We start from the raw sequence: 25,690 nt of genomic DNA on the forward strand, positions 1-25,690 counted from the left end.
GAAGGTAGGGGTCAGGCGGTGGTGGCCGGAGGCCAGGTGATCCACGACTCCGGGATCTCCGCGTCCAGCCGGCGCACGTCCCGCGCCGTCAGCACCCGGCGGCGCAGCAGTTCGGCGGTGGCGAGCCGGGCCACGGCGATCGCGCCCGGCGGATTGAAGTGCGTGTTGTCCTGCTCGGTGTCGGTCCAGTTGAAGTACCGCTTGGTCTCCTCGGCCCCGAGCTTCTGCCACAGCGCGAGCGACAGGGCCTGGAGGTCGAGGAGCGCGACGTCCTCCTCCGCGGCGAGGGCGCGCATCGCCGCCGGATAGTCGCCGTGGGTGGGCAGGGCGTCGCCGTCCGCGTCGAAGCGGCGGCGCTCCACGGCCGTGGCCAGCACGGGCCGCGCCCCGCGGGAGCGCGCCCCCTCGACGTACAGCCGGAGATGGTCCTGGTACGTCGTCCAGGGCTCGGTGTAGCGGGCCGGGTCGGTGGTCTTCTCGTCGTTGTGCGCGAACTGGATCAGGAGGAAGTCCCCCGGCCGGATCGACGCCAGGATGACGTCCAGCCGCCCCTCGTCGACGAAGCTCTTCGAACTGCGGCCGTTCACCGCGTGGTTGGCGACCGGCCGGTCCTTGTGCAGGAAGAACGGCAGCGCCATGCCCCACCCGGTCTCGGGCGCCGCGTCGGCGGACTTCTGGGCGGCGGTGGAGTCACCGGCGATGTAGAGGGTGCGGGGTCGCCCCGCGGCCCGGGCGGTGCCGGTGGCCGCGACGGCGAGGGGGACGGCGGCGAGGGCCGCCGAGGTGACCTGTCTGCGGGTGAGGGACACGGAGGTGCGCCTTTCGCACAGGGATTTCTCACAGGGAGGGGGACCGCGCCCCTGCCGGGGCGCGGGACGGTACGCATGTGCGGCTCCGCCGCGGAGGTCACAGCCGGCTCCGCCGCGGAAGTCACGGCCGGCTCCGCCGCGGAAGTCACGGCCGGCTCCGGCGGGACACCGCGGCCGGCCGCCGTGCTGCGGAAGGGGGAAGGCCTAGCCCTTCTGTTCCTTCCACTCCGCCTGCGCCGTGTTCAGCTGCTCGGCGAGGGTGTCCAGGAACTCCTTGGCGGTGAGCTTGCCCAGCAGGACCTTCTGGAAGTTGGGCTCGTTGTCGGACTTGGAGATGGTGCCCCAGTCGGGCAGGTAGTACGGCAGCTGCACGATCGTCGTGGACCCGTCCGACAGCGCCTGCGCGGCCAGCTTGGTCGGCTCGGCCTTGTCGATCCACGCGTCCTTCGCCGCCTTGGTGTTGGACGGCACCTGCCCCGCGGACTCGTTGAACTTCGAGTTCTCCGCCTGCGAGGTGGCGAACTCGATGAACTTCCAGGCGGCGTCCTTGTTCTTCGAGCTCTTGAACATGCCGATGCCGTCGACCGGGTTGGACACCTGCACCCGCTTGCCGGAGGCGCCGACCGGCTGCGGGATGCCCCGGAACTTGCCGGCGCCGAAAGCCTTCACGTGGTCCTGGTACGAGCCCAGGTTGTGGTTCAGCATGCCGATGGTGCCCGAGTCCCACTGGGCGACCATCTTGGTGAAGTCGTTGTTGAGGTCGGCGGCCGGGGTGACCTTCTTGTAGAGGGCCGCGTACTTCTCCAGCGCCGCGACGTTCTTCGGGTCGTTGACGGTGGTCTTGTCGCCGTTCCAGAACGAGGTGATCCCGCTCTGCCCGTACATCGCGTCCAGCGCCTGGGCGATGGATCCGGCGCCGCCGCGGATGGTGTACCCGAACTGGTTCTTGCCGCTGTTCGTCAGCTTCTCCGCCGCCGTGTAGAACGCGTCCCAGGTGGTCGGCTCGGCCAGCCCCGCCGCCTTGAACAGGTCGGTGCGGTAGTAGAGGACGCCGTTGTTGGCGGAGGTCGGGATCGAGTACAGCGCCTCACCGCCGCCGGCGGACTTCAGCGACTCGACCATGGACGCGTTGAGCTCGCCCTTGAGGGAGGACCTGGCGAGGCGGTCGTCCAGCGGCTCCAGGGCGTCCTGCGCCGCGATCGCCGCCGCCATCGACGCCGTGATGCCGCCGACGTCCGGCAGGCCGCCGCCCTGGATGGCGGTGTCGACCTTGGACTGGTACTCGGTGGAGGCGATGCCGACGTACTCGACGTCGATGTCGGGGTTGGCCTTCTCGAAGTCGGCGATGACCTGCTTCCAGATGTCGGTGCGGACACCGCCGTTGTTGTCCCAGAAGACGATCTTGCCCTTGCCGCTGCCGTCGGACCCCTTGTCCCCGCCGGCGCCGCTGCCGTCGTCACCGCAGGCGGTGGCGGTCAGGGCGAGCGCGGCCCCCAGGGCTACGGCCGTGGCGGCGCGCCTGCTTCTGTGGATGCTGATCTTCATTGGTCGGCTCTCTTCTTCTTCTCTTCTGGATCCAACGGGCTGTGCGGGCATGTGCGGTGCGGGCGTGTGGGGGGCGCGGGGTCAGCGGCGGGCGTGGGGGGCCGGGTCGCCGGTGCCCCTGAGGTGGTCGACGTCGCCCTCGGAGCGGGAGGCGCGGACGCGGATCCGGCCGGCCGCGGCCGGCCGGGGGCTGCCGGTGACCGGGGTGCCCCGGCGGGCCGGGAAGGCGGTGTCCTCGAGGACGGTCCGGTCGCCGGTCGTCCCCGCCGCCGGCGCCTGCTCGCCGTTCGGCTCGTGCGCGGCCTCGTCGCCGTCGTCGCCGAGGGCGGGGTGGCGGGCGGTGACGCCGTGGGCCGCGATCCGGAACGTGGCGCCGCCGGTCGGAACCCCGTGCGCCACAGGCGTGTCGTAGACGATGACGGTGCCGGAGCGGTCCTGTCCAGTCCCCTGCGGCAAGATGTTCGGCTCGCCCGCCGGGACGGACGCCTCCGCGCGGCGGGTGTCCGGCGCGACGGCGACCGGGGCCGGCGCGGAGCGGGCCTCGCCGGCCGCGCCGAGGGCGGGCACGGCGACCGGGGCGGCCACGGCGGCCGGGACGGCGCCGGGTCTCGACGAGCGCTTGCTGGGGAAGTGCGTCATTGCGGCTCCCGACAGGCTGACCGTTGCGGTGGGTTAGAGGGGGCTGATCCTGAAGCGGGTGAACGTGGCGGCCCCGGGGCGGCCCGGTCCGTCGGGTGCCAGGGCGAACAGGCCGAGCAGGGCGCCCACCCAGCGCCAGGGGGTGGCGGCGAAGACCGGCCCGCTGCGGCGTCGGCCGTCGCCGAGGTCGTAGGCGAAACGGCAGCGGGCGCCGGCGCCGATCTCGATGCGCAGGCGGACCGTGCCGTGCGGGGCGGGCCGCGGGTGGGCGGCGTCCCGTTCCCGCTCGGCGGCCGACTCGGCGAAGCGGTGCACGAGGTGGACCGTGCCGTCGGTGCCGCGTTGCAGCCCGATCCAGGCGTAGGCGTCCCCCAGCACCGCGAGTCCGGCCCGTGCGCCGGGCTCCTCACCGTGCAGTTCCAGGTCCACCTCGACGGCCGACGGGGTGCCGGGCAGCCGCTGGGTGAGCACGTGGGGCAGCTTGCGCAGGTCGTGCGCGTCGGCCGTGCGGACGCAGGACAGGCGCAGTCCGTCGCCGGAGTGCTGGGTGGCCCAGCCGTCCTGGGGGTTGGCCGTCCACTGCCACTGCCTGCCGAACCGTCCGCCGGGGAAGTCGTCGTCGGTGGCGGGCGCGGCGGCGGGCTGCGGCGGCAGCGCGGGCCTGCGGTGCACGGCGACGGGGGCGCCCCGGTCCCCGATCACCGGCCAGCTTCCCCCGCTCCCGGCCCCGCCCGGGCCGGAGGCGCCGTCACCGTCCCAGCGCAGGGGCTGGAGGTGGACGACCCTGCCGTACGCGCCGCGCTGCTGGAAGTGCAGGAACCAGTCCTCGCCGGACGGGGTGCGCACCCAGCCGCCCTGGTGGGGGCCGTTGACGTCGGTGTCCTTCTGCTCCAGGACGATCCTCTCCTCGTAGGGGCCGAAGAAGTCCCGGGAGCGGAAGGCGCCCTGCCAGCCGGTCTCCACCCCGCCGGCCGGGGCGAGGATCCAGAACCAGCCGTCGTGCCGGTACAGCTTGGGGCCCTCGATGGTGAACCAGCCGGGGATGCGGTCCCCGTCGACGATCACCTTGCCGTCGTCGAGGAGCGAGGTGCCGTCGGGATGCATCCGGTGGCCGGTGAGGCGGTTCTTGATCCCGGAGCGGGACTTCGCCCAGGCGTGGACCAGGTAGGCCTCGCCGGTCTCCTCGTCCCACAGGGGGCACGGGTCGATCAGGCCCTTGCCCTCCTTCACCAGGTGGGGCCGGGTCCAGGGTCCCCTGATCTCGGGGGCGTTGACCTGGAAGACGCCCTGGTCGGGGTCGCCCCAGAAGATCCAGAAGCGGTCGTCGTGGTGGCGCAGCGAAGGCGCCCAGACCCCGCGGTCGTGGCGCGGGGAGTCGAACTCGGCCGCCGGTTCGAGGCGTTCGAGGGCGTGCCCGACCAGCGTCCAGTCGACCAGGTTGCGGGAGTGCAGCAGCGGCAGGCCGGGGGCCCGGCCGAAGCTGGAGGCGGTGAGGTAGAAGTCGTCGCCGACGCACACCACGTCCGGGTCGGACCAGTCGGCGTTCAGGACCGGGTTCTCGTACGTCTCGTCGGCCACGACCGCGTCCGTCACTGGGTGACCGCCTTCCGCACGAGGGCGGCCGCCTCGTCGCGTCCGAGGCGGCCGTCGGCGACGACGGTGACGACGCGGCGGACGGCGGTGTCGCCGGGGGCGATCACGAGCCGCTCGGCACAGGCGAGCGAGGAGCCGACGCCCGGGTACTCGGCGGTGCGCACGAACCAGGGGTCGCGGCGGGTGGCGTCGGTGGCGCCCGCGAACACCAGGGTCCAGTCCCGGCCGGCCAGGGCGAGCCAGTCGGCGCACCCGCCGTGCACCTCGGCCTCGCCCTCGGCGGTGGCGGTGAAGACGTCGGGGGCCCGGTCCTCCTTGCGGGCGCGCCAGAAGAAGCCGCCGTAGGCCGCGCCGGGGCGTCCGTTCGTCGCCGGGCTGCCGATGGTCACCGGGTCCGGGGTGGCGTTGGTGAGGGAGAAGGTGAAGTCCAGGGCCCAGGCGGTGTCGGTGAGTCCGGTGGCCGCGACCGTACGGCGTTCGCGCAGCAGCTCGGTTCCGGCGGCCGTCCAGCGCAGCTCCTCCACGAAGCCGTCGGGGTCGCACAGGGGGAAGCCGGTGTGCCGCTGGACGCCGTGGTTGGCGAGTTCGGTCGGTCCCTGGTCGCGGACGTAGGTGCGGCCGCCCCAGAAGTTGTGCCCCTCGACGTCGGGAACGGCGACACCGACGCCGAGGTGGTGGGTGTGGTCGGCGGGGCTCAGTTCGGTGACGGCCGTGCCGGCCAGGGTGGTGACCGGGTGCAGGAAGGGGCGCGGGGAGAGCCGGTCGGGCAGCTCGGGCCGGGTGACGTAGCCGCCGACCGGGCGGCCCGCGACCCGCAGCACGACGGGTGCGTCGGGGGCCTGTGCCATCAGGTGTCCACCCCTTTCGGGTGCGCGGTCGGGGACGCCCAGGCGGCGCCCAGCTCGGAGAAGAGGGCGAGGGTGTCGGCGGCGGCGGCGACCAGCCCGTCGACGCCGGGGACGACCCGGCGGTCCTCGCCGGGGAGCCGGTGCCAGGCGTCGTCGGGCAGTTCGAGCGGGTCGGGGGCGACCCGGACCGCCTCGACGACCCGCATGAACGCCTCGGTCGTGGCCGGCGGGACCAGCAGCTCGGCGCCGTCGGTGAGGTGGTCGACGAGGTTCTCCAGCAGGTCGGTGCGGCCGTACTCGAACTCCTCGGGGCCGTGGCCGCCGCGCTGGAGCAGGACGCGGTCCTGCTTGTACCAGAAGGTGATCCGGCCGTGGCTGCCGTGGACGACGACGTACGGGTCGTCGGGGTCCTCCGCGCACAGGGTCGCGGCGACGACGACGGGGCGTCCGGCGGCGGTGGTGATCCGGACGCAGGAGGTGTCGTCGGACTCGATGGCGTTGGCGTGCGCCAGCTCGGTCTCGATGCCGGTGACGTCCTCGGCGCGGGTGACGCCGGCCAGCGTGAGGGCGGTGGCGACGGCGTGCGCGAGCGGGTTGGTGAGGGCGCCGTCGATCACGTCGACGCCGTTCAGCCGCCGCTTCCCGGCCCAGGGCGCGCGCCGGAAGTAGACCTCCGGGCGGGCCCAGGCGCCGGCCCCGCCGACCCCGGTGACCTCGCCGATCACCCCGTCGCCGATCATCCGGCGGACCGCGGGCACGGCGTGCGAGCCCAGCGACTGGAAGCCGATCTGGCAGACCACGCCCGCCTCGGCGACCCCGTCGGCCATCCGGCGGAACTCCGCGTACGACGGTGCCGGCGGCTTCTCCAGCAGCAGGTGCACGCCCTTGCCCGCCGCGGTCAGCGCCAGGTCGGTGTGGGTGGGGATCGGGGTGCAGACGACGGCGATCCGGGCGCCGGTGGAGTCCAGCAGCGCGCCGAAGTCGGCGGACTGCTCGGGCGTGCCGAGGCCGTCCGGGATCTCGTCGGGGGTGAGCGGGGTCAACTCGCAGATGCCCGCGAGGCGCACGATGCCCTTGTCCTGGAGACGGCGGATGTTCTCCAGGTGCCAGCGGCCGTGGCCGCGCGCACCGGCGAGGACGACGGGGACGCCCGTGCCCGGCGAAGCGCCCGTGGTCAGGGGTTCGGGGGTGTTCACGGGGTCCTCCCCGCGCCCGCGCCGCGGGCCGGCCCGCGGTCTGCCACCGTCCCGCGGTCGGTCGCCGTCCCGTGGTCGGTCGCCGTCCCGTGGTCGGTCGCCGTTCCGCGGTCTGCCACCGTCCCGTGGTCTGCCACCGTCCCGTGGTCGGTCGCCGTGGCACGGCCGGTCGCCGCGCGCGGGGTGGGGGTGCGGCTTCCGGCGGCCGTCGCCGCGGCGGGGTGACGGATCCTCATCCCTTCACCGCCCCCGCGCTGAAGCCGGTGATCAGCCACTTCTGGATGAAGGCGAACACGAGCACCACCGGGACGGCGGCGATGATGCCGCCGGCGGCGAGGGCGCCGAGGTCGACGCTGTCCGCGCTCATCAGGGTGTTGAGGCCGACCGGGATGGTCTGCTTGCTCTGGTTGTTGAGGAACATCAGGGCGAACAGGAAGTGGTTCCAGGAGTGCACGAAGGCGAAGGAACCGACGGCGATCAGACCGGGCCGCAGCAGCGGCAGCACGACGATGCGGAAAGCCGTCAGCCGGTTGCAGCCGTCGACCCAGGCCGCCTCCTCCAGCGAGTACGGCACGTTCTTGATGAAGTTGCTGATCAGGATCATCGACAGCGGCAGCTGGAACACCGTCTCGGCGATGATCACGCTGGTCAGCGAGTTGATCATCTGGAGTTCGGCGAAGATCTCGAACAGCGGGACCAGGAGCAGCGCGCCCGGCACGAACTGGGAGCAGAGCAGGGCCAGCATGAAGGCGCGCTTGACCTTGAAGTCGAAGCGGGCGAGGGCGTAGCCGCCGGCCAGCGCGACGAGGGTCGTCATCAGCAGGGTGGCGACGCCGACGAGCAGGCTGTTCTGGAAGTAGGTGCCGAAGCTGCGGTCCGTCCAGACCTTCTCGAAGTGGTCGAAGGTGACCGGCCAGGGCAGGAGCGAGGTGGAACCGGCCGGGCGCAGCGCGAACAGCAGGATCCAGTAGAAGGGGATCAGCGTGAAGACGAGGTAGACCGACAGCGGCAGGTAGATCTGCCAGCGCGGGGCCTCGTCCCAGGCGCGGTTCCTCCCGCCGCGCGGGCGCGGCTCGGACGGGGTGGGGACGCTCACGGGCGTGGGCGCCACCTCGGTGGCCTCCTTGGTGATCACTTGGCCTCACTTCCGAACTTGCTCAGCCTCAGGTAGACCATCGAGCAGAAGAGCAGGATCACGAACGCGACGGTGGTCAGGGCGGACGCGTAGCCGAAGTTGTGGGCGTCCACGGAGGTGTTGGCGATGTAGAGGGGCAGCGTGGTGGTCTCGCCCGCGGGCCCGCCGCCGGTCAGGGTGTAGAGCAGGTCGACGTTGTTGAACTCCCACACCGCGCGCAGCAGCGTGGACAGGACGATCGCGTCCTTCAGGTGGGGCAGCGTGATGTGCCAGAACTGCTTGAGCCTGCTGGCCCCGTCGACCTCGGCGGCCTCGTACAGGTCCTTCGAGACGGACTGGAGGTCGGCGAGGATGAGGATCGCGAAGAAGGGGACGCCGCGCCACAGGTCGGCGACGATCGCGGCCGGGAACACCGTGGAGGTGTCCGACAGCCAGCTGGTGCCGTAGCTGCCGATGCCCATGTCCGCGAGGTAACGGGTGATGCCCGTCTGGGAGTTGTAGAGCAGCACCCAGATCGCGGAGGTCAGCACGCCGGAGACGGCCCACGGGGAGAAGACCAGGGCGCGGCCGAGCGAGCGGCCCACGAAGGTCTGGTTGACGATGAGCGCCAGCGCCAGGCCGAACATCAGCTGGAGCCCGACCTCGACGAACACCCACTTGGCGCTGAAGGTGAGCGTGTCCCAGAACACCGGGTCGTCGGTGAAGGCGTGGACGAAGTTGTCGAAGCCCGCGTAGCCGTTGCGCCACGGTTTGGTGGGGTTGTAGTTCTGCAGGCTGTAGTAGAAGACGCTGATGACCGGGTAGGCGATGAAGCCCAGCATGAGCAGGGCCGCCGGCGCGATCAGCAGGTACGGCAGCCTGCGCGGCGTGGCGGAGGCACGGCGCCGCCGGGCTGGCGCGGGCGGTTTCGCCACGGCTGCGGCTTGGGCCATGACTGTTCTCCGTTTCTGGGTACGTCGTCGTACGTCGTGCTGGTGTGGTGCTGTCGCGGTGCTTGTGGTGCTGTCGTGGTGCTTGTGGTGCTGTCGTGGTGCTCGCGTCGCGTAGGAAGCGCTTTCTCCCCGGGTAGGGGTCGGCGGAGGCGGCTCCGCTGTGCGGGTCAGCCCGCGTACGGGTCCGCCACCGTGCCCTGGCGGGCCAGGAACTCGAAGTCGCAGCCGGTGTCGGCCTGGGTGATCTGTTCGTTGTAGAGCGCGCCGTAGCCGCGTTCGTAGCGGTTCGGCGGCGGCGTCCAGTCGGCCCTGCGCCGCTCCAGCTCCTCGTCGTCCACGTGGAGGTGGAGGGTGCGGGCCTCCACGTCGAGGGTGATCGGGTCGCCCGTGCGGACCAGGGCGAGGGGCCCGCCCACGTAGGACTCGGGCGCCACGTGGAGCACGCACGTCCCGTAGCTCGTCCCGCTCATCCGGGCGTCGGAGATCCGGACCATGTCCCGCACGCCCTGCCGGAGCAGGTGGTCGGGGAGCGGCAGCATGCCGTACTCGGGCATGCCCGGGCCGCCCTTGGGGCCGGCGTTGCGCAGGACCAGCACGCTGTCGGCGGTGATGCCGAGGTCCGGGTCGTTGATGGTCCGCTGCATGGTCCGGTAGTCGTCGAAGACGACCGCGGGGCCGGTGTGCTTGAGCAGGTGCGGCTCGGCCGAGATGTGCTTGATGACCGCGCCGTCCGGGCAGAGGTTGCCGCGCAGGACGGCGACCCCGCCCTCGGCCGCGACCGGGTTGTCCCGCGGCCGGATGACGTCGTCGTCGTGCACCCGCGCCCCGGCGAGCTGCTCGCGCATCGTGTCGTACGAGACGGTCGGCCGCTCCAGGTGGAGCAGGTCGGGGATGCGGGAGAGGAACCCGGGCAGACCGCCGGCGAAGTGGAAGTCCTCCATCAGGTACGTCTGTCCGCCGGGCCGGACGTTGGCGAGCACCGGGACCGTGCGGGCGATGCGGTCGAAGTCGTCCAGCGTGAGCTTCACCCCCGCCCGTCCGGCCATGGCGATCAGGTGGATGACGGCGTTGGTGGAGCCGCCGAGGCCGAGGACGGTCGTCACCGCGTCCTCGAAGGCGTCGCGGGTGAGGATGCCCGACAGTCTGCGGTCCCGGTGGACGAGGTCGACGATCGCCATGCCGGCCTTCGCGGCCATCCGGTCGTGCCCGGAGTCCACGGCCGGGATGCTGGAGGCGCCGGGGACGGTGACGCCGAGCGCCTCGGCGGCCGCCGTCAGCGTGGACGCCGTCCCCATCGTCATGCAGTGACCGGGCGAGCGGGCCAGGCCGTTCTCCAGCTCGGCCATCTCGCAGTCGCCGATCAGGCCGGCCCGCTTGTCGTCCCAGTACTTCCACATGTCGGTGCCGGAGCCGAGGACCTCGTTGCGCCAGTGGCCCGGCAGCATCGGGCCGGCGGGCACGAAGACGGCCGGCAGGTCGACGCTCGCGGCGCCCATGAGGAGGGCGGGGGTGGTCTTGTCGCAGCCGCCCATCAGGACGGCGCCGTCCACCGGGTACGACCGCAGCAGTTCCTCGGTCTCCATCGCCAGCATGTTGCGGTAGAGCATGGGGGTCGGCTTCTGGAAGGTCTCGCTCAGGGTGGAGACCGGGAACTCCAGCGGGAAGCCGCCCGCCTGCCACACGCCCCGCTTGACGGCCTGCGCCCGGTCGCGCAGGTGCACGTGACAGGGGTTGATGTCCGACCAGGTGTTGAGGATCGCGATCACCGGCTTGCCGAGGTGCTCCTCGGGCAGGTAGCCGAGCTGGCGGGTGCGGGCGCGGTGGCTGAAGGAACGCAGGCCGTCGGTGCCGTACCACTGGTGGCTGCGCAGGTCCTCGGGGCGCCTGCGGACGGGCTCGGTCATATGGACCACCCCGCGGCGATGGCGGCGACCTCGGCGCGGTCCGCCTCGGGCAGCGGCCGGCTCGGCGGGCGGACATCGCGGCGGCACAGGCCGAGGGAGGCGAGGGCCTCCTTGACGACGGTGACGTTGTTGGCGGAACCGTTGGCCGCGCGCAGTTCCTCGAAGCGGCGGATCTGCTCCCAGACCTTCATCGCGGCCGGGTAGTCGCCGGAGCGCAGCGCCTCGATCATGTTCAGCGAGACGGCCGGGGCGACGTTCACCAGCCCCGAGGTGAAGCCGGTGGCGCCCGCGGAGAAGTAGGAGGGGGCGTACGGTTCGGCGAGGCCGGCCACCCAGACGAACCGCTCGAGACCCGCGTCACGGGCGAACGCGGCGAACCGGGAGGCGTCCGGGACGGCGTACTTCACGCCGATCACGTTCGGGCAGGCGTCGGCGAGTTCGGCGAGGCGGGCGCCGGCGAGCTGCGCGTTGCGGATGTAGGGGACGACACCCAGCTCGGGCACCGACTCGGCGATGGCACGGTGGTAGTCGACCCAGCCGCTCTGCGAGACGTAGGGGTGCACGGGCTGGTGGACCATCACCATGCCCGCGCCGAGTTCACGGGCGTGACGGGCGGAGGCGACGGCGGTGGGCACGTCGTGCCCGACGCCGACCAGGATCGCCGCGCGGTCCCCGGCCTCCTCGATCGTCAGCTCCGTGACGAGACGGCGCTCCTCGGGGGTGAGGGCGTAGAACTCGCCGGTGTTGCCGTTGGGGGTGAGGGTCCTGATCCCGCCGTCGAGCAGACGGCGCAGCAGGGCCCGGTGGACGTCCCGGTCGACGGAGCCGTCCTCGGCGAACGGGGTCACCGGGATGGCCACGATGTCGGCCAGGGCCGCACGTTGGGTCTCGAACACCACGCTGCTCATTCCTGACCTTCCTCTGCCTGGACGTCGGGGAACGCCCTGCGGACGAACGACGCGATGTGGGCGTGCAGGGCGCGGGCCGCGCCGTCGGCGTCGCCGTCCAGGGCGAGCCGCAGGATCTCGCGGTGCTCGCCCGCCTCCCGCTCCCAGGAGGGGGAGGCGGCCCAGGCGACGGCCGAGACCAGGGCGGCCTGGTCGCGGACCTCGTCGAGCATCCGGCCGAGCAGCGGGTTGCCGCACGGCAGGTACAGGGCGCGGTGGAACTCCCGGTTGGCCAGGGAGCGTTCGGCGGTGTCGGTCGCCTCGTCGGCCATGGTGAGCGCCGCGCGGGCGGCGTCCAGGGAGGCGCCGCGCCGTACGGCCCGCTTCAGCGCCTCGGGTTCGAGGAGCAGTCGCACGTCGTAGACCTCGCGCGCCATGTCCGCGTCCACCATGCGCACCGTGACGCCCTTGTACTGGCTCATGACGACCAGCCCGGTGCCGGCCAGGGTCTTGAGCGCCTCGCGCACCGGGGTCTTGGAGACCCCGAACTGCGCGGCCAGCTCGGTCTCGACCAGCGCCTGACCGGGCGTCAACTGCCCGGTGAGGATGCGGCGTTTGATCTCCTCCAGCACGTACTGCGTGCGGGAGGGGATCGGCGTGGGCACAGAGGTCATGCGCGCCTCTCGGTGTCGCGTATCTGATCTCGCGTATCGCGTCTCATATATGACGTACGAAGTACGACGGGTTGAAGGTAGGAGGGGCGGTGTGTTTCGTCAATGCTTCTGACAGAGGAAGTCGAGGTTGCTTCTTTTCGCCCGTCGGCTCGCCCGTCAGAAGGAGACGGTGTATCCCTCGCGCGCGGCGGCGGTCCGGCCGCCGAAGACCCGTGCGGCGCGGTCGGCCGCGGCCTCACGGGTGAGGGTGGGTCCCACATGGGTGACGAGCAGTTCCCGCGCGCCCTTCGCGCAGGCCCCCGCGCCCTCCGGAGCGAGGTGCACCGGCTGTTCGCCTTCGCGATGCGCGTCGACGTCGGCCTCGCACAGGAACAGGTCGGAGCCTGCCGCGAGTCCGGTGAGCACGTCGCACGGTCCGCCGTCTCCCGAGTGGGCGAGCACGCCGCCCTGGCACTCGGCGCGCAGCCCGTACGCCCCGGTGTCGCGGAGCACCGCGCGGGAGGTGGGGCGGAGGTTCCGGTGCCGGACGGCGTGACCGTCGCGCAGCGCCCTGAAGTCGGGGATTCCGTCCAGGAACCGTACGTCCGGCCGGCCGAGGAAGCCCGCCGGGCGCCGGGCGCGGTCGCGCGGCGCGCGCACCGGCACCGGGGCCGGCGGGGTCGTGTCGCCGAACGCGAAGGCGTGGACGGCGGCGAGGAGATCCGCGCTGCGGTCGGCGTGCAGGTGCGAGATCCAGATCGCGGTGAGCCGTCGCGGATCCGTGTGCCCCTGCAACTCGGCGAACGTCCCCGGCCCGGCGTCCACCCACGCCTCGGCATCCCCGCCCCGCACCAGGTGGCCGGAGCAGGGCCGCCCCGGCCCGGGATGCGGGGAGGCGGTGCCGAGGACGGTGAGGCTGAGGGGCGTGGAGGGGAGGCTACGTACCGCGCCTGGGGACCGCGCCCGGTTCACGTCCGTCTACGGTTTCGTCCAGGCCGGGTCGCGGCCGCTCAGGCCGATCGTGCGGTCCAGGAGGGGGGCGTCCGGCGGAACCGGTACGACGGGGCCGAAGATGCCTCCGCCGCGGGTGGGGTCCTCGGCGGCCGCCCGCAGGAAGGCGTGGGACGCCCGGAGCGCGGCCGGGTCGGGGGTGTAGTCCTGGCCGGTGGCGCGGGCGAGGTCCCAGCCGTGGACGACCAGTTCGTCGACCGCGACGGCGACCGCGACCTCGGCCGGCAGGTCGACGCTGCCGGCGCGGGTCATGCCGGTCCACGCGGCGGGCTCCCGCCAGGCCGCGGCGAGTTCGTCGAGGACGCGGGGCAGTTCCTCGCGCCAGCCGGGGCCGATGTCGGGCGTGGCGTCGTCGGGAGGGGTGTCGGTGGTCGGGCCGAAGTCCTTGCGGGCGGCGTCACGGAAGGCGACGGCGAGGCCGGCGAGGTGGCCCAGCAGGTTGCGGACCGCGTACGCGGGGCAGGGCGTCCCGTCCGCGAGCCGGTCGTCCCGCACGCCCGCCGCGAGCCGGGCCACGGTCCGGGTCTGCGCTCCGAGGTCGAGGGTCACCGTGCCGGTGCCGGTGCCGGTGCCGGTGTCAGTGCTGGTGTCGGTGTCAGTGCTGGTGTCGGTGTCAGTGCTGGTGTCGGTGTCGGTCATCTGCCGCTCCTCCAGGTGGGTCCTGAAGGGCAGACCGGCGGAGCGGCCCGAACTCATCGCAGGGCGGACCGTCTCTTCGCCGCGGCCCGGACCGGCCCGGCCGGAATCCGTCCGCCGCCCGCGCACCACCCGGTGATCACCGGGTGACGGGCCGCTCCGCCGCGCCGCGGCACGTGCCCCGTGTCCCGCGCCGCTGCCGTCCCCGCGCCCGTCCCCGTCCCCGCGCCCGTCCCCGTCCCCGCGCCCGTCCCCGTCCCCGCGCCCGTCCCCGTCCCCGCGCCCGTGCCGGCTCAGAGCGCGCCGAGTCCCTCGCGGACCGCCTCCAGGTCCGCGTCCGAGGCCAGTCCCGCGTGGTACAGCCGGAGCTCCGTGGCGCCCAGCTCACGCGCGCGTGCCGCGTCCGCGGCGAGCGTGCCGGGGCTGCCGCCCATGCCGGAGACGACGGTGAGGTTGGCGGCGATCACGGCCTTCTCGCGGCGCTGCCGCGCGAACGGGCCCAGGAGCGCGGGCCCGCCCGTGCAGGGCACGACCACGCCGTCGGCGACCGACAGGACGTGCGCGGGGTCGACGCCCGGGTTGGCCCCCACGTGGTGGGAGACCGGGTCGGCGTGCAGGAGCACCTGGAAGCCCTCGGGTGCCGCCGCGCGGACGGCCGCGACGGCCTCCTCCTGGAGCGAGCGGGCGGTGGCGTCGCGCCACGCGCGCGTGGCGCCCGCCGGCTCCGTGCCGAGCAGCTTCTCCACGCCGGCCCAGCCTTCCCCGGTCCCGGCTTCGCCCGGCCGGGCGGCGCCCCCGTCGTCCGGCAGTCCCCGCCACACCGGTTCCAGCGCGCTCCGCACGGCCGCCGCGAGCTCGTCGGGGTCCAGGCCGAGGTCGTCGTAGCCGGCCCGGCAGGCGGGGCAGAAGCAGAGCGACATCAGGTACTGCCCGGCCTCGCCGAGCCCGACCCCGCCGGTCTTGTCGTGGGCGTGCAGGTGCTGGAGGCCGTACCAGCCGAGGGACTCCAGTTCGGTGCCGGCCGCACCGGGCCGTACGGCGGCCTCGGCGGCCAGGTCGACGAGGTACGCGCGCGTGGCGGGCTGCGCGATGCACGGGGCCCACGGGTACCGGTCGCCGTACGCGTTGACGACGGAGGTCGCCGGATGCTCGGCGCCCAGCCGGGAGTTGTGGGCGAGGACGACCCAGCTGTGCACCTCCAGGCCGGCCCGTGCGAGCGCGGCGGCGGCCTCGCCGTACGCGTCGCCGGGCGCCCAGTCCCCGGCCGGGTACGGGCGCAGTGCGCGGCCCTGCCAGCGGCTGCCGGCCGGATACAGCACGGCCGCGTGTTCGGCGGTGACGACGCGGTGGCGGGGGTGGCGGGGGGTGAGGGCGCGGGTGGAGTGGTAGGCGGCGGCCAGGGTGACCTGCCGGACGCCGAGCGCGGCGATCCGGCCCGGTGCGGCCGGGTCGCCGTTGACGTCCCAGGGGTAGACGAACGCCGACGCCTTCACTCGCCCTCCTCCAGCAGCGCGTACCCGCGGTCGATCAGCTGCGCGAGCAGTTTGACGTGTTCCTCGGCGGGCTCGTGCAGCGGGGGCCGCACCTCGCCCACGTCGAGGCCGCGCAGCCGTACGCCCGCCTTGACGAGGGAGACCGCGTAGCCGCGGCCCTGGGCGCGCAGTTCGACGAAGGGGCGGTAGAAGCCGTCGAGGAGACGGTGCGCGGTGGTCTCGTCGCCGGTGGCGAGCGCCCGGTGGAAGGCGAGCGCGATCTCGGGGGCGAAGCAGAACACGGCGGACGAGTAGAGGGTGACGCCGATGGCGGCGTAGGCGAGCTGGGTCTGCTCGGCGGTCGGCAGGCCGTTGAAGTAGAGGAAGTCGCCGGGGGCGTCGGTGCGGACGGCGCTGACGATGCGCTGCATGAGGTCGAGGTCGCCGAGCCCGTCCTTGAGCCCGATGATCCCGTCCGTGCGGGCCAGTCCGACGACCGTCTCGGGGGTGAGGACGGCGTTGTCGCGCTGGTAGACGATCACCGGGAGCGGGGTCGCGGCGGCCACTTCCCGGTAGTGGCGCAGCAGCCCCTCCTGGCCGGCGACCACGAGGTACGGCGGCATCGCGAGGAGCCCGTCCGCGCCGGCGGCCTGGGCCAGGCGCGCGTAGCGCACCGCGAGCGCGGTCCCGTAGCCGGCGCCGGCGACGACGGGCACGCGTCCGGCCGTCTCGTCCACGGCCGCGCGCACGCACGTCTCGAACTCCTCGGGGGTGAGCGCGTGGAACTCCCCGGTGCCGCAGCAGGCGAAGACGGCCGCCGCTCCGGCCTCGATGCCGCGGCGGACGTGCGCGCGGTAGGTGTCGAGGTCGAGGGAGCCGTCGGGACCGTAGGCGGTGACGGGGAAGAACAGTGGTCCGCTGGGGACGCGCAGACGTGCGGCGAGCGGGGCTGGCGTCACGGGCTCTCCCTAGGACGACGCGTGCGTTCTTCTGACTAATGTCCACATCTATGAACGGACTCAGCCTATGAAGGCCCCCGATGCCCGGTCAAGCGCACAAACCACCAGACAGGGGCCGATTCTCCGGCTCCGCGAGACACTTGACGCGACGGGCGGGAGATCCTTAGCGTGTCCATGCATGTGAATGATGTCCACGCATACGGCCGCCGGGCCCGTCGCCTGCCGCACCCGCCGACCCAAGGAGACCCGAGGATGCCCGCTCCGCGCACCGTCCTGCTCACCGGCGCCGCCGGAGGCCTCGGCACCCTGATGCGGGAGCTGCTCCCCGCGTACGGCTACCGGCTGCGCCTGATGGACCTGCGCCCGATCGAGGGCGAGCCGGAGGCACTCGTCGCCGACCTCGCCGACCGGGACGCCGTACGGGAGGCCGTACGGGGCGTCGACGCGATCATCCACCTGGCGGGCATCTCCCTGGAAGCCCCCTTCGACAGGATCCTCGACGCCAACATCGTCGGCACCTACCACCTGTACGAGGCCGCCCGCGAGGAGGGTGTGCGGCGCGTCGTCTTCGCCTCCTCCAACCACGCGGTGGGCTTCACCCCGCGTCCTCAGGGCGACGACCCCCTCATCCCCGTCGAGACCCCGCACCGCCCGGACACCTTCTACGGCCTGTCCAAGGCCTTCGGCGAGGACCTCGCCCAGTTCTACTGGGACAAGCACGGCCTGGAGACCGTCTCGGTGCGCATCGGCTCCTGCTTCCCGGAGCCGACCAGCGTCCGGATGCTGTCGGTGTGGATGAGCCCGGCCGACGGCGCCCGGCTGTTCCACGCCGCCCTGACCGCCGGGGACGTCGGACACACCGTGGTCCACGGCTCCTCCGCCAACACCCGGCTGTGGTGGGACCTGACCAGCGCGCGGGCGCTCGGTTACGAGCCGCAGGACGACTCCGAGCCGTGGGCCGGGAAGCTGATCGCCGAGCAGGGCGAGCTGGACCCCGAGAACATCGCGCACGCCCACCTCGGCGGCCACTTCGTCAACGACCCGCCGATCTGGCCGTACTGACGCCCCCACGGGAGCGGTACGGCGGCGGGCGGGCACCGAACGGGCCCGCCCGCCGCCGCGTTCGGGCGTCCGCGCTGCCCGAACCGTCGCCCGCCGCCACAGCCGTGCAGGTCCGCGGCGGGCGGCGGCCACGGAGAACGGGCACAGACGGGCCGCATCGGGCCCGCGACAGGCCTGGTCACCGCCCCCACCCCGTTGTAGAACTTCCCCCATGGGCCCCACCGGGCCCGAACGGGCAGAAACGGGCGGAAGAACGAGGTGACGGCAGTGACCCCGAGGACGGCGGAGGAGCGCCAGCGGGAGATCGTGCGGGCCGCGCGCGCCACCGGCTCGGTCGACGTCGCCGCGCTCGCCACCGAACTGGGCGTGGCCAAGGAGACCGTGCGGCGGGACCTGCGCGCCCTGGAGGACCACGGCCTGGTGCGGCGCACGCACGGCGGCGCGTATCCCGTGGAGAGCGCCGGTTTCGAGACGACCCTCGCCTTCCGCTCCACCAGTCACGTGCCCGAGAAGCGCCGGATCGCCACCGCGGCGGCCGGACTCCTCGGGGACGCCGAGACGGTGTTCGTCGACGAGGGCTTCACCCCGCAGCTCATCGCGGAGGCACTGCCCCGGGACCGGCCGCTGACCGTGGTCACCGCGTCCCTGCCGGTCGCGGGCGCCCTCGCCGAGACCGACAACGTGTCCGTCCTGCTGCTGGGCGGCCGGGTCCGGGCCGGCACCCTGGCGACGGTGGACCACTGGACGACGAAGATGCTCGCGGGCTTCGTCGTCGACCTCGCCTACATCGGCGCCAACGGCATCTCCCGTGAGCACGGCCTGACCACCCCCGACCCGGCCGTCGGGGAGGTCAAGGCGCAGGCGGTACGGGCCGCCCGCCGCACGGTGCTCGTGGGCGTGCACACCAAGTTCGGCGCGGTCAGCTTCTGCCGGTTCGCCGAGATCGGCTCGCTGGAGGCGATCGTGACGAGCACGCTGCTGCCGGCCCCCGAGGCCCACCGCTACTCCCTGCTGGGCCCCCAGGTCGTCCGCGTCTGAGGAACCGGCACACCCGGCCGGACGCGCGTCCGGAGAACCCGCCCTCTCCCCCGCCGAGGGGCACTCCCCTGCCCCCGCACACCCTTTTGCCTCCCTGAACATCCCCTATGTTCCACAAGTCCAGGAGTGATCCATGCGAACCCCGAGCCGACGGCGGCCACCGCGCGCCACGCTCGCCCTGGCCGCCGCAGGGACGCTGCTCGCCCCCCTGCTCTCCGGCTGCTGGACCGGAGCCGGCGGGGCCGGATCGGGCGGCGATTCCCTCAACGTCCTCATGGTCAACAACCCCCAGATGGCCGAGCTGCAGAAACTGACCGCCGCCCACTTCACCAAGGACACCGGCATCAAGGTGAACTTCACCGTCCTGCCGGAGAACGACGTCCGCGACAAGATCAGCCAGGACTTCGCCAACCAGGCGGGCCAGTACGACGTGGCCACCCTGTCCAACTACGAGATACCGATCTACGCCCGCAACGGCTGGCTGCACGAGATGGACTCCTACGTCGCCCGGGACCCGGCCTACGACGAGCAGGACGTCCTCGCCCCGATGCGCGAGTCGCTCACCGCCGACGACGGCAAGCTCTACGGCCAGCCGTTCTACGGCGAGTCGTCCTTCCTGATGTACCGCAAGGACGTCTTCGCGAAGGCCGGTCTGACGATGCCCGAGCGCCCCACCTGGACCCAGGTGGCCGACCTGGCCGCGAAGACCGACGGGGCCGAGCCCGGCATGAAGGGCATCTGCCTGCGCGGACTGCCCGGCTGGGGCGAGGTGATGGCACCGCTCACCACCGTCGTGAACACCTTCGGCGGGACCTGGTTCGACGAGGACTGGACGGCACGCCTCGACTCGCCCGAGTTCGAGAAGGCGACGAAGTTCTACGTCGACCTCGTCCGCGAGCACGGCGAGTCCGGCGCCGCCCAGTCCGGCTTCGCCGAGTGCCTGAACAACATGACCCAGGGCAAGGTCGCCATGTGGTACGACGCCACCTCCGCCGCCGGCTCCCTGGAGGCGGCGAACTCCCCGGTCAAGGGCAAGATGGGCTACGCCCCCGCCCCCGTCGAGAAGACGGGGACCTCCGGCTGGCTCTACACCTGGGCCTGGGGCATCCAGAAGGCCTCCCGCAACACCGACAAGGCCTGGCAGTTCGTCTCCTGGGCCTCCGGCAAGGAGTACGAGCAGCTGGTCGGCGAGCGGATCGGCTGGTCGAACGTGCCCGCCGGCAAGCGCGCCTCGACGTACGCCAACGCGGCCTACCGGGCCGAGGCGTCCGCCTTCCAGGACATGACGAAGGCCGCCATCGAGGGGGCCCGGCCGAAGGACCCCGGCGTGCAGCCGCGGCCCGCGCCCGGCATCCAGTTCGTCGGCATCCCCGAGTTCACCGACCTCGGCACCAAGGTCTCCCAGGAGATCAGCGCGGCCATCGCCGGACGCCAGTCCGTCGAGTCGGCCCTGAAGAAGTCCCAGAAGCTCGCCGAGCGCGTCTCCGAGGAGTACGAGGGCCGATGACCGCCACCACGACGGCCCCCGTGGCCACCACCCCGGTACCGGCCGGACGTCGGCCCTCCGCCCGGCTGCGCGCCTGGGCCACCCGCGCCCCGCTGCTGCCCGCCCTGATCTTCATGATCGTCGTGACCCAGCTCCCGTTCGTGGCCACGCTGGTGATCTCGTTCTACGACTGGAACGCCCTCTACCCCGACGCCCGCAGCTTCACCGGCCTCGACAACTACCGGCAGGTGCTGAGCGACGCCGACCTGCGCCACTCGGTGTGGACGACGGTCGTGCTGACGGTCTCGGTGGTGCTGGCCAGTCTCGTCCTGGGCCTGGGCCTCGCCCTGCTCCTGGACCGCAGGTTCCGCGGCCGGGGCGTGGTCCGCACGCTCCTCATCGCCCCCTTCCTGGTGGTCCCGGTGGCGGCGGCCCTGCTGTGGAAGCACGTCCTGTACAACCCCGAGTACGGCCTGCTGAACGGCCTGCTGCACTACGTCGGCGGCCCGCAGCCCGACTGGATCTCCGACACCCCGCTGCTCGCGGTGGAGGCCTCGCTGGTCTGGCAGTGGACGCCTTTCATGATGCTGATCCTGCTGGCCGGGCTGCAGAGCCGGGACCAGCAGCAGATGGAGGCCGCGCGGGTGGACGGCGCGAGCGACTGGCAGATCTTCCGGCACCTCACGCTTCCGCACCTGCGCCGGTACCTGGAGCTGGGCGCCCTGCTGGGCTCGATCTACATCGTGCAGAACTTCGACGCGGTCTTCACGATCACGTCCGGCGGCCTGGGCACCGCCAACCTGCCCTACACCGTCTACCAGAGCTTCTACCAGGCCCACGAGAACGGCCTCGCGTCGGCCGCGGGCGTCCTGGTGGTCATCGGCTCGATCGTCATCGCCACCTTCGCGCTGCGCGTGGTGTCGTCCCTGTTCCGCGAGGAGGTGTCGCGCGCATGACCGCACCGACCGTACGGGCCCGCCGCAAGGGCGCCGGACTCGGCCTGCTGGCCTGGCTGGCCGGGATCGTCTTCTTCCTGCCCATCGCGTGGATGGCGCTGACCTCCTTCCACTCCGAGGAGGACGCGGCGACCAACCCGCCCTCCTTCACCGCGCCGCTCACCCTGGACGGCTACCGCGAGTTCTTCGGCACCGACGGCGGAGCCAGCCCCTGGCCCGCGCTGACCAACTCGGCGGTGGCCTCGGTGGCGTCCACCCTGCTGGTGCTGCTGCTGGCCGTCCCGGCGGCCTACGCGCTCTCGATCCGCCCGGTGCGCAAGTGGACGGACGTGCTGTTCTTCTTCCTGTCGACGAAGATGCTGCCGGCCGTCGCGGGCCTGCTGCCGATCTACCTCTTCGCGAGGGACACCGGGCTGCTCGACAACATCTGGCTGCTGGTCGTCCTCTACACCTGCATGAACCTGCCGATCGCGGTGTGGATGATGCAGTCGTTCCTCGCCGAGGTCCCGGTGGCGGTCATCGAGGCGGCCCGGGTGGACGGGGCCCGCCTGCCCACCGTCCTCACGCGGGTGGTGGGCCCGATCGCCCTGCCCGGCATCGCCGCCACGGCCCTCATCTGCTTCATCTTCAGCTGGAACGAGCTGCTGTTCGCCCGGGTCCTCACGGGCGTCGTCGCCGAGACCGCCCCGGTCTTCCTGACCGGCTTCATCACCAGCCAGGGCCTGTTCCTGGCGAAGGTGTGCGCCGCGTCGCTCGTCATCTCCCTGCCGGTGCTCGCCGCGGGGTTCGCCGCCCAGGACAAGCTGGTCCAGGGCCTGTCGTTGGGAGCCGTGAAATGAAGGCCGCCGTCATCGAGTCCATCGGCCGCGCCGTCGTCACCGAGGTCCCGGACCCGACCCCCGGTCCCCGCGACGTCGTCGTCGAGGTCGCCGCCTGCGGACTGTGCGGCACCGATCTGCACATCCTCCAGGGCGAGTTCGCGCCCAAGCTGCCGATCGTGCCGGGCCACGAGTTCGCCGGCACCGTGGTGGGGACCGGCGCCCAGGTCACCGAGGTGGCGGTGGGCGACCGGGTGGCCGTCGACCCGTCCCTGTACTGCCACGAGTGCCGCTACTGCCGCACCGGCCACAACAACCTCTGCGAGCGCTGGGCGGCGATCGGCGTGACGGCGGCCGGCGGCGCGGCCCAGTACGCGGTGGCGCCGGTGGCGAACTGCGTGAAACTGCCCGAACACGTCCGCACCGAGGACGCGGCGCTGATCGAGCCCCTCTCCTGCGCGGTGCGCGGCTACGACGTGCTGCAGTCCCGCCTGGGTGCCCACGTCCTCATCTACGGCTCCGGGACCATGGGCCTGATGATGCTGGAGCTGGCCAAACGGACCGGGGCGGCGAGCGTGGACGTGGTGGACCTGAACCCGGCGCGACTGGAGACGGCGCGGCAGCTGGGGGTGTCCGCGTCGGCGGCGAGCCCGGACGAGCTGGACCGGCCCCAGGGGTGGGACCTCGTCATCGACGCGACGGGGAACGCGGCGGCGATCCAGGACGGACTGGAGCGGGTCTCCAAGGCCGGTACGTTTCTGCAGTTCGGGGTCGCCGACTACGCGACGCGGGTGACGATCGACCCGTACCGGATCTACAACCAGGAGATCACGATCACGGGTTCGATGGCCGTCCTGCACAGCTACGAGCGGGCGGCGGAGCTCTTCGCCGGTGGCGTCCTGGACCCGGACGTCTTCATCAGCGACCGGCTCCCGCTGGACCGGTACCCCCAGGCCCTGGACCAGTTCGCCGCGGGCGTGGGCAGGAAGATCGTGGTCGTCCCGTAGGGGCTTCCTCGCCCCGCCGCCCCTCCCCGTCCCGTCCCCGGGGCACTCACCCTCCCCGGGGACGGGGCGGGACGGGGCGGCGGGGCGAGGCCCCCGCGGGCCCACCGGCCCCGATCGGACCACAGGTAAGGGAACGGTAAAACGCCCTCGCTCGTTCATCCGGGCATGACAGCTATGACCCCCGGCTCGAACATCCCTCTCCCCGTCACCCGTGTGGCGGTGGACGTCGCCGCCCCCGTGCGTCTCGACGTTTCGGGCCTGCTGCTCACCGCCGACGGCAAGGTGCGCTCCGACGACGACTTCATCTTCTACAACCAGCCGGCCGGCCCCGGCGTGACCTACCGCTCCGGCGGCGGCGCGGCCCCCGACGCGATCATCGTCGACACCTCCGCGCTGCCCCCGGGCATCGAGAAGATCGTCGTCACCGCGAGCCCGGACGCGGCGGGCCAGACCTTCCAGGGCATCGAGCCGACGGCCACCGTCCGCGGCGCCGACGACAACAGCGTCCTGGCCACCTTCACTCCCCCGCGGCTGGGCGCCGAGACGGCGCTGGTGATCGTGGAGATCTACCTGCGCAACGGCGCCTGGAAGGCCCGCGCCGTCGGCCAGGGGTACGCCAACGGCCTGGCCGGCATCGCCACCGACTTCGGCGTCACCGTGGAGGAGCCCGCGGCGGCCGCCCCGGCCCGGCCGGCCGCCCCGCCCGTGCCCACGACGCAGCCCCCGGTCACCCCGCCCGCCCCGCCGATGGCCGCCCCGCCCGCTCCCCCGGCCCCGCCCGCCCCCGGCGCCGGGAAGATCAACCTGGACAAGGGCCGCGTCAGCCTCCAGAAGAACCAGACGGTGTCCCTGGTCAAGGGCGGCAGCCCGCTGCTCTCACAGGTCAAGATGGGTCTCGGCTGGGAGCCGGCGTACCGCGGCAAGGACATCGACCTGGACGCCTCGGTGATCGCCTACGGCCCGCAGCGCAACCACATCGACAGCTGCTACTTCGGCAAGCTGTCCATCGTGGGCGGCGCGATCAAGCACTCGGGCGACAACCTCACCGGTGAGGGCGGCGGCGACGACGAGGTGATCGTCGTCGACCTGGGCCGGCTCCCGCAGGAGGTCACCGGCCTGGTCTTCACCGTGAACTCCTTCTCCGGGCAGAAGTTCACCGAGGTCGCCAAGGCCTACTGCCGTCTCCTGGACGCCGCCACCGGCGAGGAACTGGTCCGCTTCGACCTGACCAGCGCCGAGCCGCAGACGGGCGTGATGATGGCCAAGCTGATCCGCCAGTTCACCGGCGAGTGGGAGATGACGGCCATGGGCGACTTCGTCAAGGCCCGCACGGTGCGGAACATGGTGAAGCCGGCGGCGCAGGCACTCTGACCTCCGGCCCGGCCGGCCCCCGCCGACGCACGCGGGCGCCCCCCTCGGCGGGGGCGCCCGTCGCCGGCGCCCGCTCACCGCGTAGGGCCGAGCCCCTCCGTCAGCAGCGACACGTACCGGCGGATGCCGCTCGCGCCCCCGTTCGCCAGCTCCGCCGCCGTGGCCACACCGTGCGCCAGCCGCAGCACCTCCACGGGCTCGACGTCCGCCCGCAGTGTCCCCTCCCGCTGCGCCGCCTCCACCAGCCGGGCCGCCGCGCCCTGCACGGTGGTACCGCAGGCGGTGGCCGCGGCGCTGCCGGCGTCGGTGACGGCCGAGCCCAGCAGCGCCTTCATGCCGCGCACCTGGATCGTGCCGACGCACACCTCGTTCAGCCACTCCACCAGCGCCTCGCCCGGCGGCAGGCGCGCGGCGAGTTCGTCCGCGCGCACCGCGAACGCCTCGATCCGGTCGACGTACGCCGCCTCCAGCAGCGCCTGACGCGTGGGGAAGTGCCGGTACAGCGTGCCGGAGCCGACCCCCGCCCGCTTGGCGATGTCGTCGAGGGAGGCGCCCTCCCCGTGCTCGGCGAAGGCCTCCGCCGCCGCCGTCAGCAACCGCTCGTAGTTGCGGCGGGCGTCCGCACGCATGGGCTTGACCTGCGTCATCCCGTCACTCCTCGTCAACCGGGGATTCTCCCCGATGGTAGCGAGGACCGCGGTGGCGCCGTCCGGACTCAGAACAGCGCGCTGTAGGCGTTGAGCGCCGGCTGGCCGCCCAGGTGGGCGTAGAGCACGGTGGAGTCGCGGCCGATCTCGCCGCGGGCGACCAGGTCGACGAGTCCGGCCATCGACTTCCCCTCGTAGACGGGATCGGTGACCATGCCCTCGGTGCGCGCGGCGAGCCGCATCGCCTCCAGGGTGACCTCGTCGGGGACGCCGTAGACCCCGGCGTGGTAGCGCTCGTCCAGCTCGACGTCCGTCTCGGTCAACTCCCGCCGCACCCCGATGAGTTCTCCGGTGCGCCGGGCGATGCGGGCGATCTGCGTCCGGGTCTCGGCCGGCTTGGCCGAGGCGTCGACGCCGAGGACGCGCCGGGGCCGGCCGCCCGCCTCCTCCAGCGCCGCGAACCCGGCGACCATGCCGGCCTGCGTCGACCCGGTCACCGAGCACACGACCACGGTGTCGAAGAAGACGCCCAGGTCCCGCTCCTGCTCCGCCACCTCGTACGCCCACCCGGCGAAACCCAGCCCGCCGAGCGGATGGTCGGAGGCACCGGCGGGGATGGCGTACGGCTTGCCGCCGGACTCCTCGACCTCCCGGAGCGCCAGCTCCCAGCTCTCCTTGAAGCCGATCCCGAACCCGGCCCGCACCAGCCGGACGTCGGCCCCCGCGAGCCGGCTGATCAGGATGTTGCCGACCTTGTCGTACACCGCGTCGGGCCAGTCCACCCAGCTCTCCTGCACCAGCACGCACTTGAGTCCGGCGCGGGCCGCGCAGGCCGCCACCTGCCGGGTGTGGTTGGACTGCACCCCGCCGATCGACACCAGGGTGTCGCAGCCCTGCGCGAGGGCGTCGGCGATCAGGTACTCCAGCTTGCGCGTCTTGTTGCCGCCGTACGCGACCCCGGAGTTGCAGTCCTCCCGCTTGGCCCACACGGCGGCGCCGCCGAGGTGTTCCGTCAGCCGGTGCAGCGGGTGCACGGGCGACGGACCGAAGAGCAGGGGGTAACGCTCGTACGAGGACAGGGACATG

General features: G+C 72.8%; 24 protein-coding genes. 7 read left to right on the forward strand and 17 right to left on the reverse strand.

The genetic code is table 11. The annotated features are described in order from the left end of the window. Window positions 1–11: 11 nt before the first annotated feature. The 15 genes from ACH4N1_RS26330 to ACH4N1_RS26400 form a co-directional block, all read right to left on the reverse strand. Window positions 12–809, reverse strand: coding sequence for a rhamnogalacturonan acetylesterase (locus ACH4N1_RS26330; RefSeq protein ID WP_398100669.1), 798 nt, complete (start codon window positions 807–809; stop codon window positions 12–14). Between the two features lie 204 nt (window positions 810–1,013). Continuing rightward, window positions 1,014–2,354, reverse strand: a complete 1,341-nt coding sequence (locus ACH4N1_RS26335; protein WP_398100671.1) for an ABC transporter substrate-binding protein — start codon at window positions 2,352–2,354, stop codon at window positions 1,014–1,016. A gap of 81 nt (window positions 2,355–2,435) precedes the next feature. Continuing rightward, window positions 2,436–2,993: a hypothetical protein gene (locus tag ACH4N1_RS26340; protein ID WP_398100673.1), complete on the reverse strand. Its 558-nt coding sequence runs from the start codon at window positions 2,991–2,993 to the stop codon at window positions 2,436–2,438. A gap of 33 nt (window positions 2,994–3,026) precedes the next feature. Further along, complete coding sequence (locus ACH4N1_RS26345) at window positions 3,027–4,571, reverse strand: family 43 glycosylhydrolase (protein ID WP_398100736.1); 1,545 nt, start codon at window positions 4,569–4,571, stop codon at window positions 3,027–3,029. An 11-nt stretch (window positions 4,572–4,582) separates the two neighbouring features. Next, window positions 4,583–5,434 (reverse strand): PmoA family protein, encoded by an 852-nt coding sequence (locus ACH4N1_RS26350; protein ID WP_398100675.1) that lies wholly within the window; start codon window positions 5,432–5,434, stop codon window positions 4,583–4,585. After that, window positions 5,434–6,630: a Gfo/Idh/MocA family protein gene (locus ACH4N1_RS26355; protein ID WP_398100677.1), complete on the reverse strand. Its 1,197-nt coding sequence runs from the start codon at window positions 6,628–6,630 to the stop codon at window positions 5,434–5,436. The genes ACH4N1_RS26350 and ACH4N1_RS26355 overlap by 1 nt, the downstream gene beginning before the upstream one ends. A gap of 232 nt (window positions 6,631–6,862) precedes the next feature. Next, complete coding sequence (locus tag ACH4N1_RS26360) at window positions 6,863–7,765, reverse strand: carbohydrate ABC transporter permease (protein ID WP_382781336.1); 903 nt, start codon at window positions 7,763–7,765, stop codon at window positions 6,863–6,865. Then, window positions 7,762–8,697 carry a sugar ABC transporter permease gene (locus tag ACH4N1_RS26365; protein ID WP_366061767.1) on the reverse strand — a complete coding sequence of 312 codons (936 nt, stop codon included), beginning with the start codon at window positions 8,695–8,697 and terminating at the stop codon, window positions 7,762–7,764. Before ACH4N1_RS26365 ends, ACH4N1_RS26360 begins: the two co-directional genes overlap by 4 nt. Before the next feature lie 167 nt (window positions 8,698–8,864). After that, the gene (gene araD / locus ACH4N1_RS26370; RefSeq protein WP_398100678.1) at window positions 8,865–10,601 is read right to left on the reverse strand and encodes an L-arabinonate dehydratase; all 1,737 of its coding nucleotides are present in this window, start codon (window positions 10,599–10,601) and stop codon (window positions 8,865–8,867) included. After that, a complete protein-coding gene (locus ACH4N1_RS26375) occupies window positions 10,598–11,509 on the reverse strand; it encodes a dihydrodipicolinate synthase family protein (protein WP_398100679.1) in 912 nt (303 codons plus the stop codon). Before ACH4N1_RS26375 ends, araD begins: the two co-directional genes overlap by 4 nt. Continuing rightward, the gene (locus ACH4N1_RS26380; RefSeq protein WP_398100680.1) at window positions 11,506–12,162 is read right to left on the reverse strand and encodes a GntR family transcriptional regulator; all 657 of its coding nucleotides are present in this window, start codon (window positions 12,160–12,162) and stop codon (window positions 11,506–11,508) included. Before ACH4N1_RS26380 ends, ACH4N1_RS26375 begins: the two co-directional genes overlap by 4 nt. 156 nt (window positions 12,163–12,318) lie before the next feature. Continuing rightward, the gene (locus ACH4N1_RS26385; RefSeq protein WP_398100682.1) at window positions 12,319–13,113 is read right to left on the reverse strand and encodes an MBL fold metallo-hydrolase; all 795 of its coding nucleotides are present in this window, start codon (window positions 13,111–13,113) and stop codon (window positions 12,319–12,321) included. A 6-nt stretch (window positions 13,114–13,119) separates the two neighbouring features. Continuing rightward, window positions 13,120–13,791 carry a TIGR03086 family metal-binding protein gene (locus ACH4N1_RS26390; RefSeq protein WP_398100684.1) on the reverse strand — a complete coding sequence of 224 codons (672 nt, stop codon included), beginning with the start codon at window positions 13,789–13,791 and terminating at the stop codon, window positions 13,120–13,122. A 290-nt stretch (window positions 13,792–14,081) separates the two neighbouring features. Then, window positions 14,082–15,281: a hypothetical protein gene (locus tag ACH4N1_RS26395; protein ID WP_398100685.1), complete on the reverse strand. Its 1,200-nt coding sequence runs from the start codon at window positions 15,279–15,281 to the stop codon at window positions 14,082–14,084. Then, entirely contained in the window at window positions 15,278–16,219 is a 942-nt protein-coding gene (locus tag ACH4N1_RS26400) for a 5-dehydro-4-deoxyglucarate dehydratase (protein WP_398100687.1), read from the reverse strand. The genes ACH4N1_RS26395 and ACH4N1_RS26400 overlap by 4 nt, the downstream gene beginning before the upstream one ends. A 252-nt stretch (window positions 16,220–16,471) precedes the next feature. Between ACH4N1_RS26400 and ACH4N1_RS26405 the strand changes: the two genes are divergently transcribed. The 7 genes from ACH4N1_RS26405 to ACH4N1_RS26435 all read left to right on the forward strand — a co-directional run bounded on the left by ACH4N1_RS26405 (window position 16,472) and on the right by ACH4N1_RS26435 (window position 23,957). Further along, the gene (locus ACH4N1_RS26405) at window positions 16,472–17,281 is read left to right on the forward strand and encodes an NAD-dependent epimerase/dehydratase family protein (RefSeq protein WP_398100689.1); all 810 of its coding nucleotides are present in this window, start codon (window positions 16,472–16,474) and stop codon (window positions 17,279–17,281) included. 258 nt (window positions 17,282–17,539) lie between these two features. After that, on the forward strand, window positions 17,540–18,319 hold the full coding sequence (locus tag ACH4N1_RS26410; RefSeq protein ID WP_398100691.1) for a DeoR/GlpR family DNA-binding transcription regulator: 780 nt from the start codon (window positions 17,540–17,542) through the stop codon (window positions 18,317–18,319). Window positions 18,320–18,452: 133 nt separating this feature from the next. Further along, on the forward strand, window positions 18,453–19,826 hold the full coding sequence (locus ACH4N1_RS26415; protein ID WP_398100692.1) for an ABC transporter substrate-binding protein: 1,374 nt from the start codon (window positions 18,453–18,455) through the stop codon (window positions 19,824–19,826). Continuing rightward, window positions 19,823–20,761: a carbohydrate ABC transporter permease gene (locus tag ACH4N1_RS26420; protein ID WP_398100693.1), complete on the forward strand. Its 939-nt coding sequence runs from the start codon at window positions 19,823–19,825 to the stop codon at window positions 20,759–20,761. The genes ACH4N1_RS26415 and ACH4N1_RS26420 overlap by 4 nt, the downstream gene beginning before the upstream one ends. After that, window positions 20,758–21,600 carry a carbohydrate ABC transporter permease gene (locus tag ACH4N1_RS26425; RefSeq protein WP_398100695.1) on the forward strand — a complete coding sequence of 281 codons (843 nt, stop codon included), beginning with the start codon at window positions 20,758–20,760 and terminating at the stop codon, window positions 21,598–21,600. The genes ACH4N1_RS26420 and ACH4N1_RS26425 overlap by 4 nt, the downstream gene beginning before the upstream one ends. Further along, window positions 21,597–22,586, forward strand: coding sequence for a zinc-dependent alcohol dehydrogenase family protein (locus ACH4N1_RS26430; protein ID WP_398100696.1), 990 nt, complete (start codon window positions 21,597–21,599; stop codon window positions 22,584–22,586). Before ACH4N1_RS26425 ends, ACH4N1_RS26430 begins: the two co-directional genes overlap by 4 nt. Before the next feature lie 174 nt (window positions 22,587–22,760). Beyond that, window positions 22,761–23,957 (forward strand): TerD family protein, encoded by a 1,197-nt coding sequence (locus ACH4N1_RS26435; RefSeq protein WP_398100737.1) that lies wholly within the window; start codon window positions 22,761–22,763, stop codon window positions 23,955–23,957. 74 nt (window positions 23,958–24,031) lie between these two features. Here the strand turns inward: ACH4N1_RS26435 and ACH4N1_RS26440 are convergent, their stop codons facing one another. Together ACH4N1_RS26440 and ACH4N1_RS26445 are read right to left on the reverse strand one after the other, a co-directional pair. Further along, window positions 24,032–24,604 carry a TetR/AcrR family transcriptional regulator gene (locus tag ACH4N1_RS26440; RefSeq protein ID WP_398100697.1) on the reverse strand — a complete coding sequence of 191 codons (573 nt, stop codon included), beginning with the start codon at window positions 24,602–24,604 and terminating at the stop codon, window positions 24,032–24,034. 68 nt (window positions 24,605–24,672) lie between these two features. Next, window positions 24,673–25,689, reverse strand: a complete 1,017-nt coding sequence (locus ACH4N1_RS26445; RefSeq protein ID WP_398100699.1) for a 1-aminocyclopropane-1-carboxylate deaminase — start codon at window positions 25,687–25,689, stop codon at window positions 24,673–24,675. Between the last annotated feature and the right edge of the window lies 1 nt (window position 25,690).

Origin of the sequence: Streptomyces sp. NPDC017202 (assembly GCF_044331705.1) — a bacterium.
Taxonomy (GTDB): Bacteria; Actinomycetota; Actinomycetes; order Streptomycetales; family Streptomycetaceae; genus Streptomyces.

Excerpts from the sequence above, each read along its gene's own strand:
- ACH4N1_RS26335 (WP_398100671.1), bottom strand. The coding sequence starts at position 2,354 with ATGAAGATCAGCATCCACAGAAGCAGGCGCGCCGCCACGGCCGTAGCC.
- ACH4N1_RS26340 (WP_398100673.1), bottom strand. The coding sequence starts at position 2,993 with ATGACGCACTTCCCCAGCAAGCGCTCGTCGAGACCCGGCGCCGTCCCG.
- ACH4N1_RS26350 (WP_398100675.1), bottom strand. The coding sequence starts at position 5,434 with ATGGCACAGGCCCCCGACGCACCCGTCGTGCTGCGGGTCGCGGGCCGC.
- ACH4N1_RS26365 (WP_366061767.1), bottom strand. The coding sequence starts at position 8,697 with ATGGCCCAAGCCGCAGCCGTGGCGAAACCGCCCGCGCCAGCCCGGCGG.
- araD (WP_398100678.1), bottom strand. The coding sequence starts at position 10,601 with ATGACCGAGCCCGTCCGCAGGCGCCCCGAGGACCTGCGCAGCCACCAG.
- ACH4N1_RS26375 (WP_398100679.1), bottom strand. The coding sequence starts at position 11,509 with ATGAGCAGCGTGGTGTTCGAGACCCAACGTGCGGCCCTGGCCGACATC.
- ACH4N1_RS26380 (WP_398100680.1), bottom strand. The coding sequence starts at position 12,162 with ATGACCTCTGTGCCCACGCCGATCCCCTCCCGCACGCAGTACGTGCTG.
- ACH4N1_RS26390 (WP_398100684.1), bottom strand. The coding sequence starts at position 13,791 with ATGACCGACACCGACACCAGCACTGACACCGACACCAGCACTGACACC.
- ACH4N1_RS26405 (WP_398100689.1), top strand. The coding sequence starts at position 16,472 with ATGCCCGCTCCGCGCACCGTCCTGCTCACCGGCGCCGCCGGAGGCCTC.
- ACH4N1_RS26415 (WP_398100692.1), top strand. The coding sequence starts at position 18,453 with ATGCGAACCCCGAGCCGACGGCGGCCACCGCGCGCCACGCTCGCCCTG.
- ACH4N1_RS26420 (WP_398100693.1), top strand. The coding sequence starts at position 19,823 with ATGACCGCCACCACGACGGCCCCCGTGGCCACCACCCCGGTACCGGCC.
- ACH4N1_RS26425 (WP_398100695.1), top strand. The coding sequence starts at position 20,758 with ATGACCGCACCGACCGTACGGGCCCGCCGCAAGGGCGCCGGACTCGGC.
- ACH4N1_RS26430 (WP_398100696.1), top strand. The coding sequence starts at position 21,597 with ATGAAGGCCGCCGTCATCGAGTCCATCGGCCGCGCCGTCGTCACCGAG.
- ACH4N1_RS26435 (WP_398100737.1), top strand. The coding sequence starts at position 22,761 with ATGACCCCCGGCTCGAACATCCCTCTCCCCGTCACCCGTGTGGCGGTG.
- ACH4N1_RS26440 (WP_398100697.1), bottom strand. The coding sequence starts at position 24,604 with ATGACGCAGGTCAAGCCCATGCGTGCGGACGCCCGCCGCAACTACGAG.
- ACH4N1_RS26445 (WP_398100699.1), bottom strand. The coding sequence starts at position 25,689 with ATGTCCCTGTCCTCGTACGAGCGTTACCCCCTGCTCTTCGGTCCGTCG.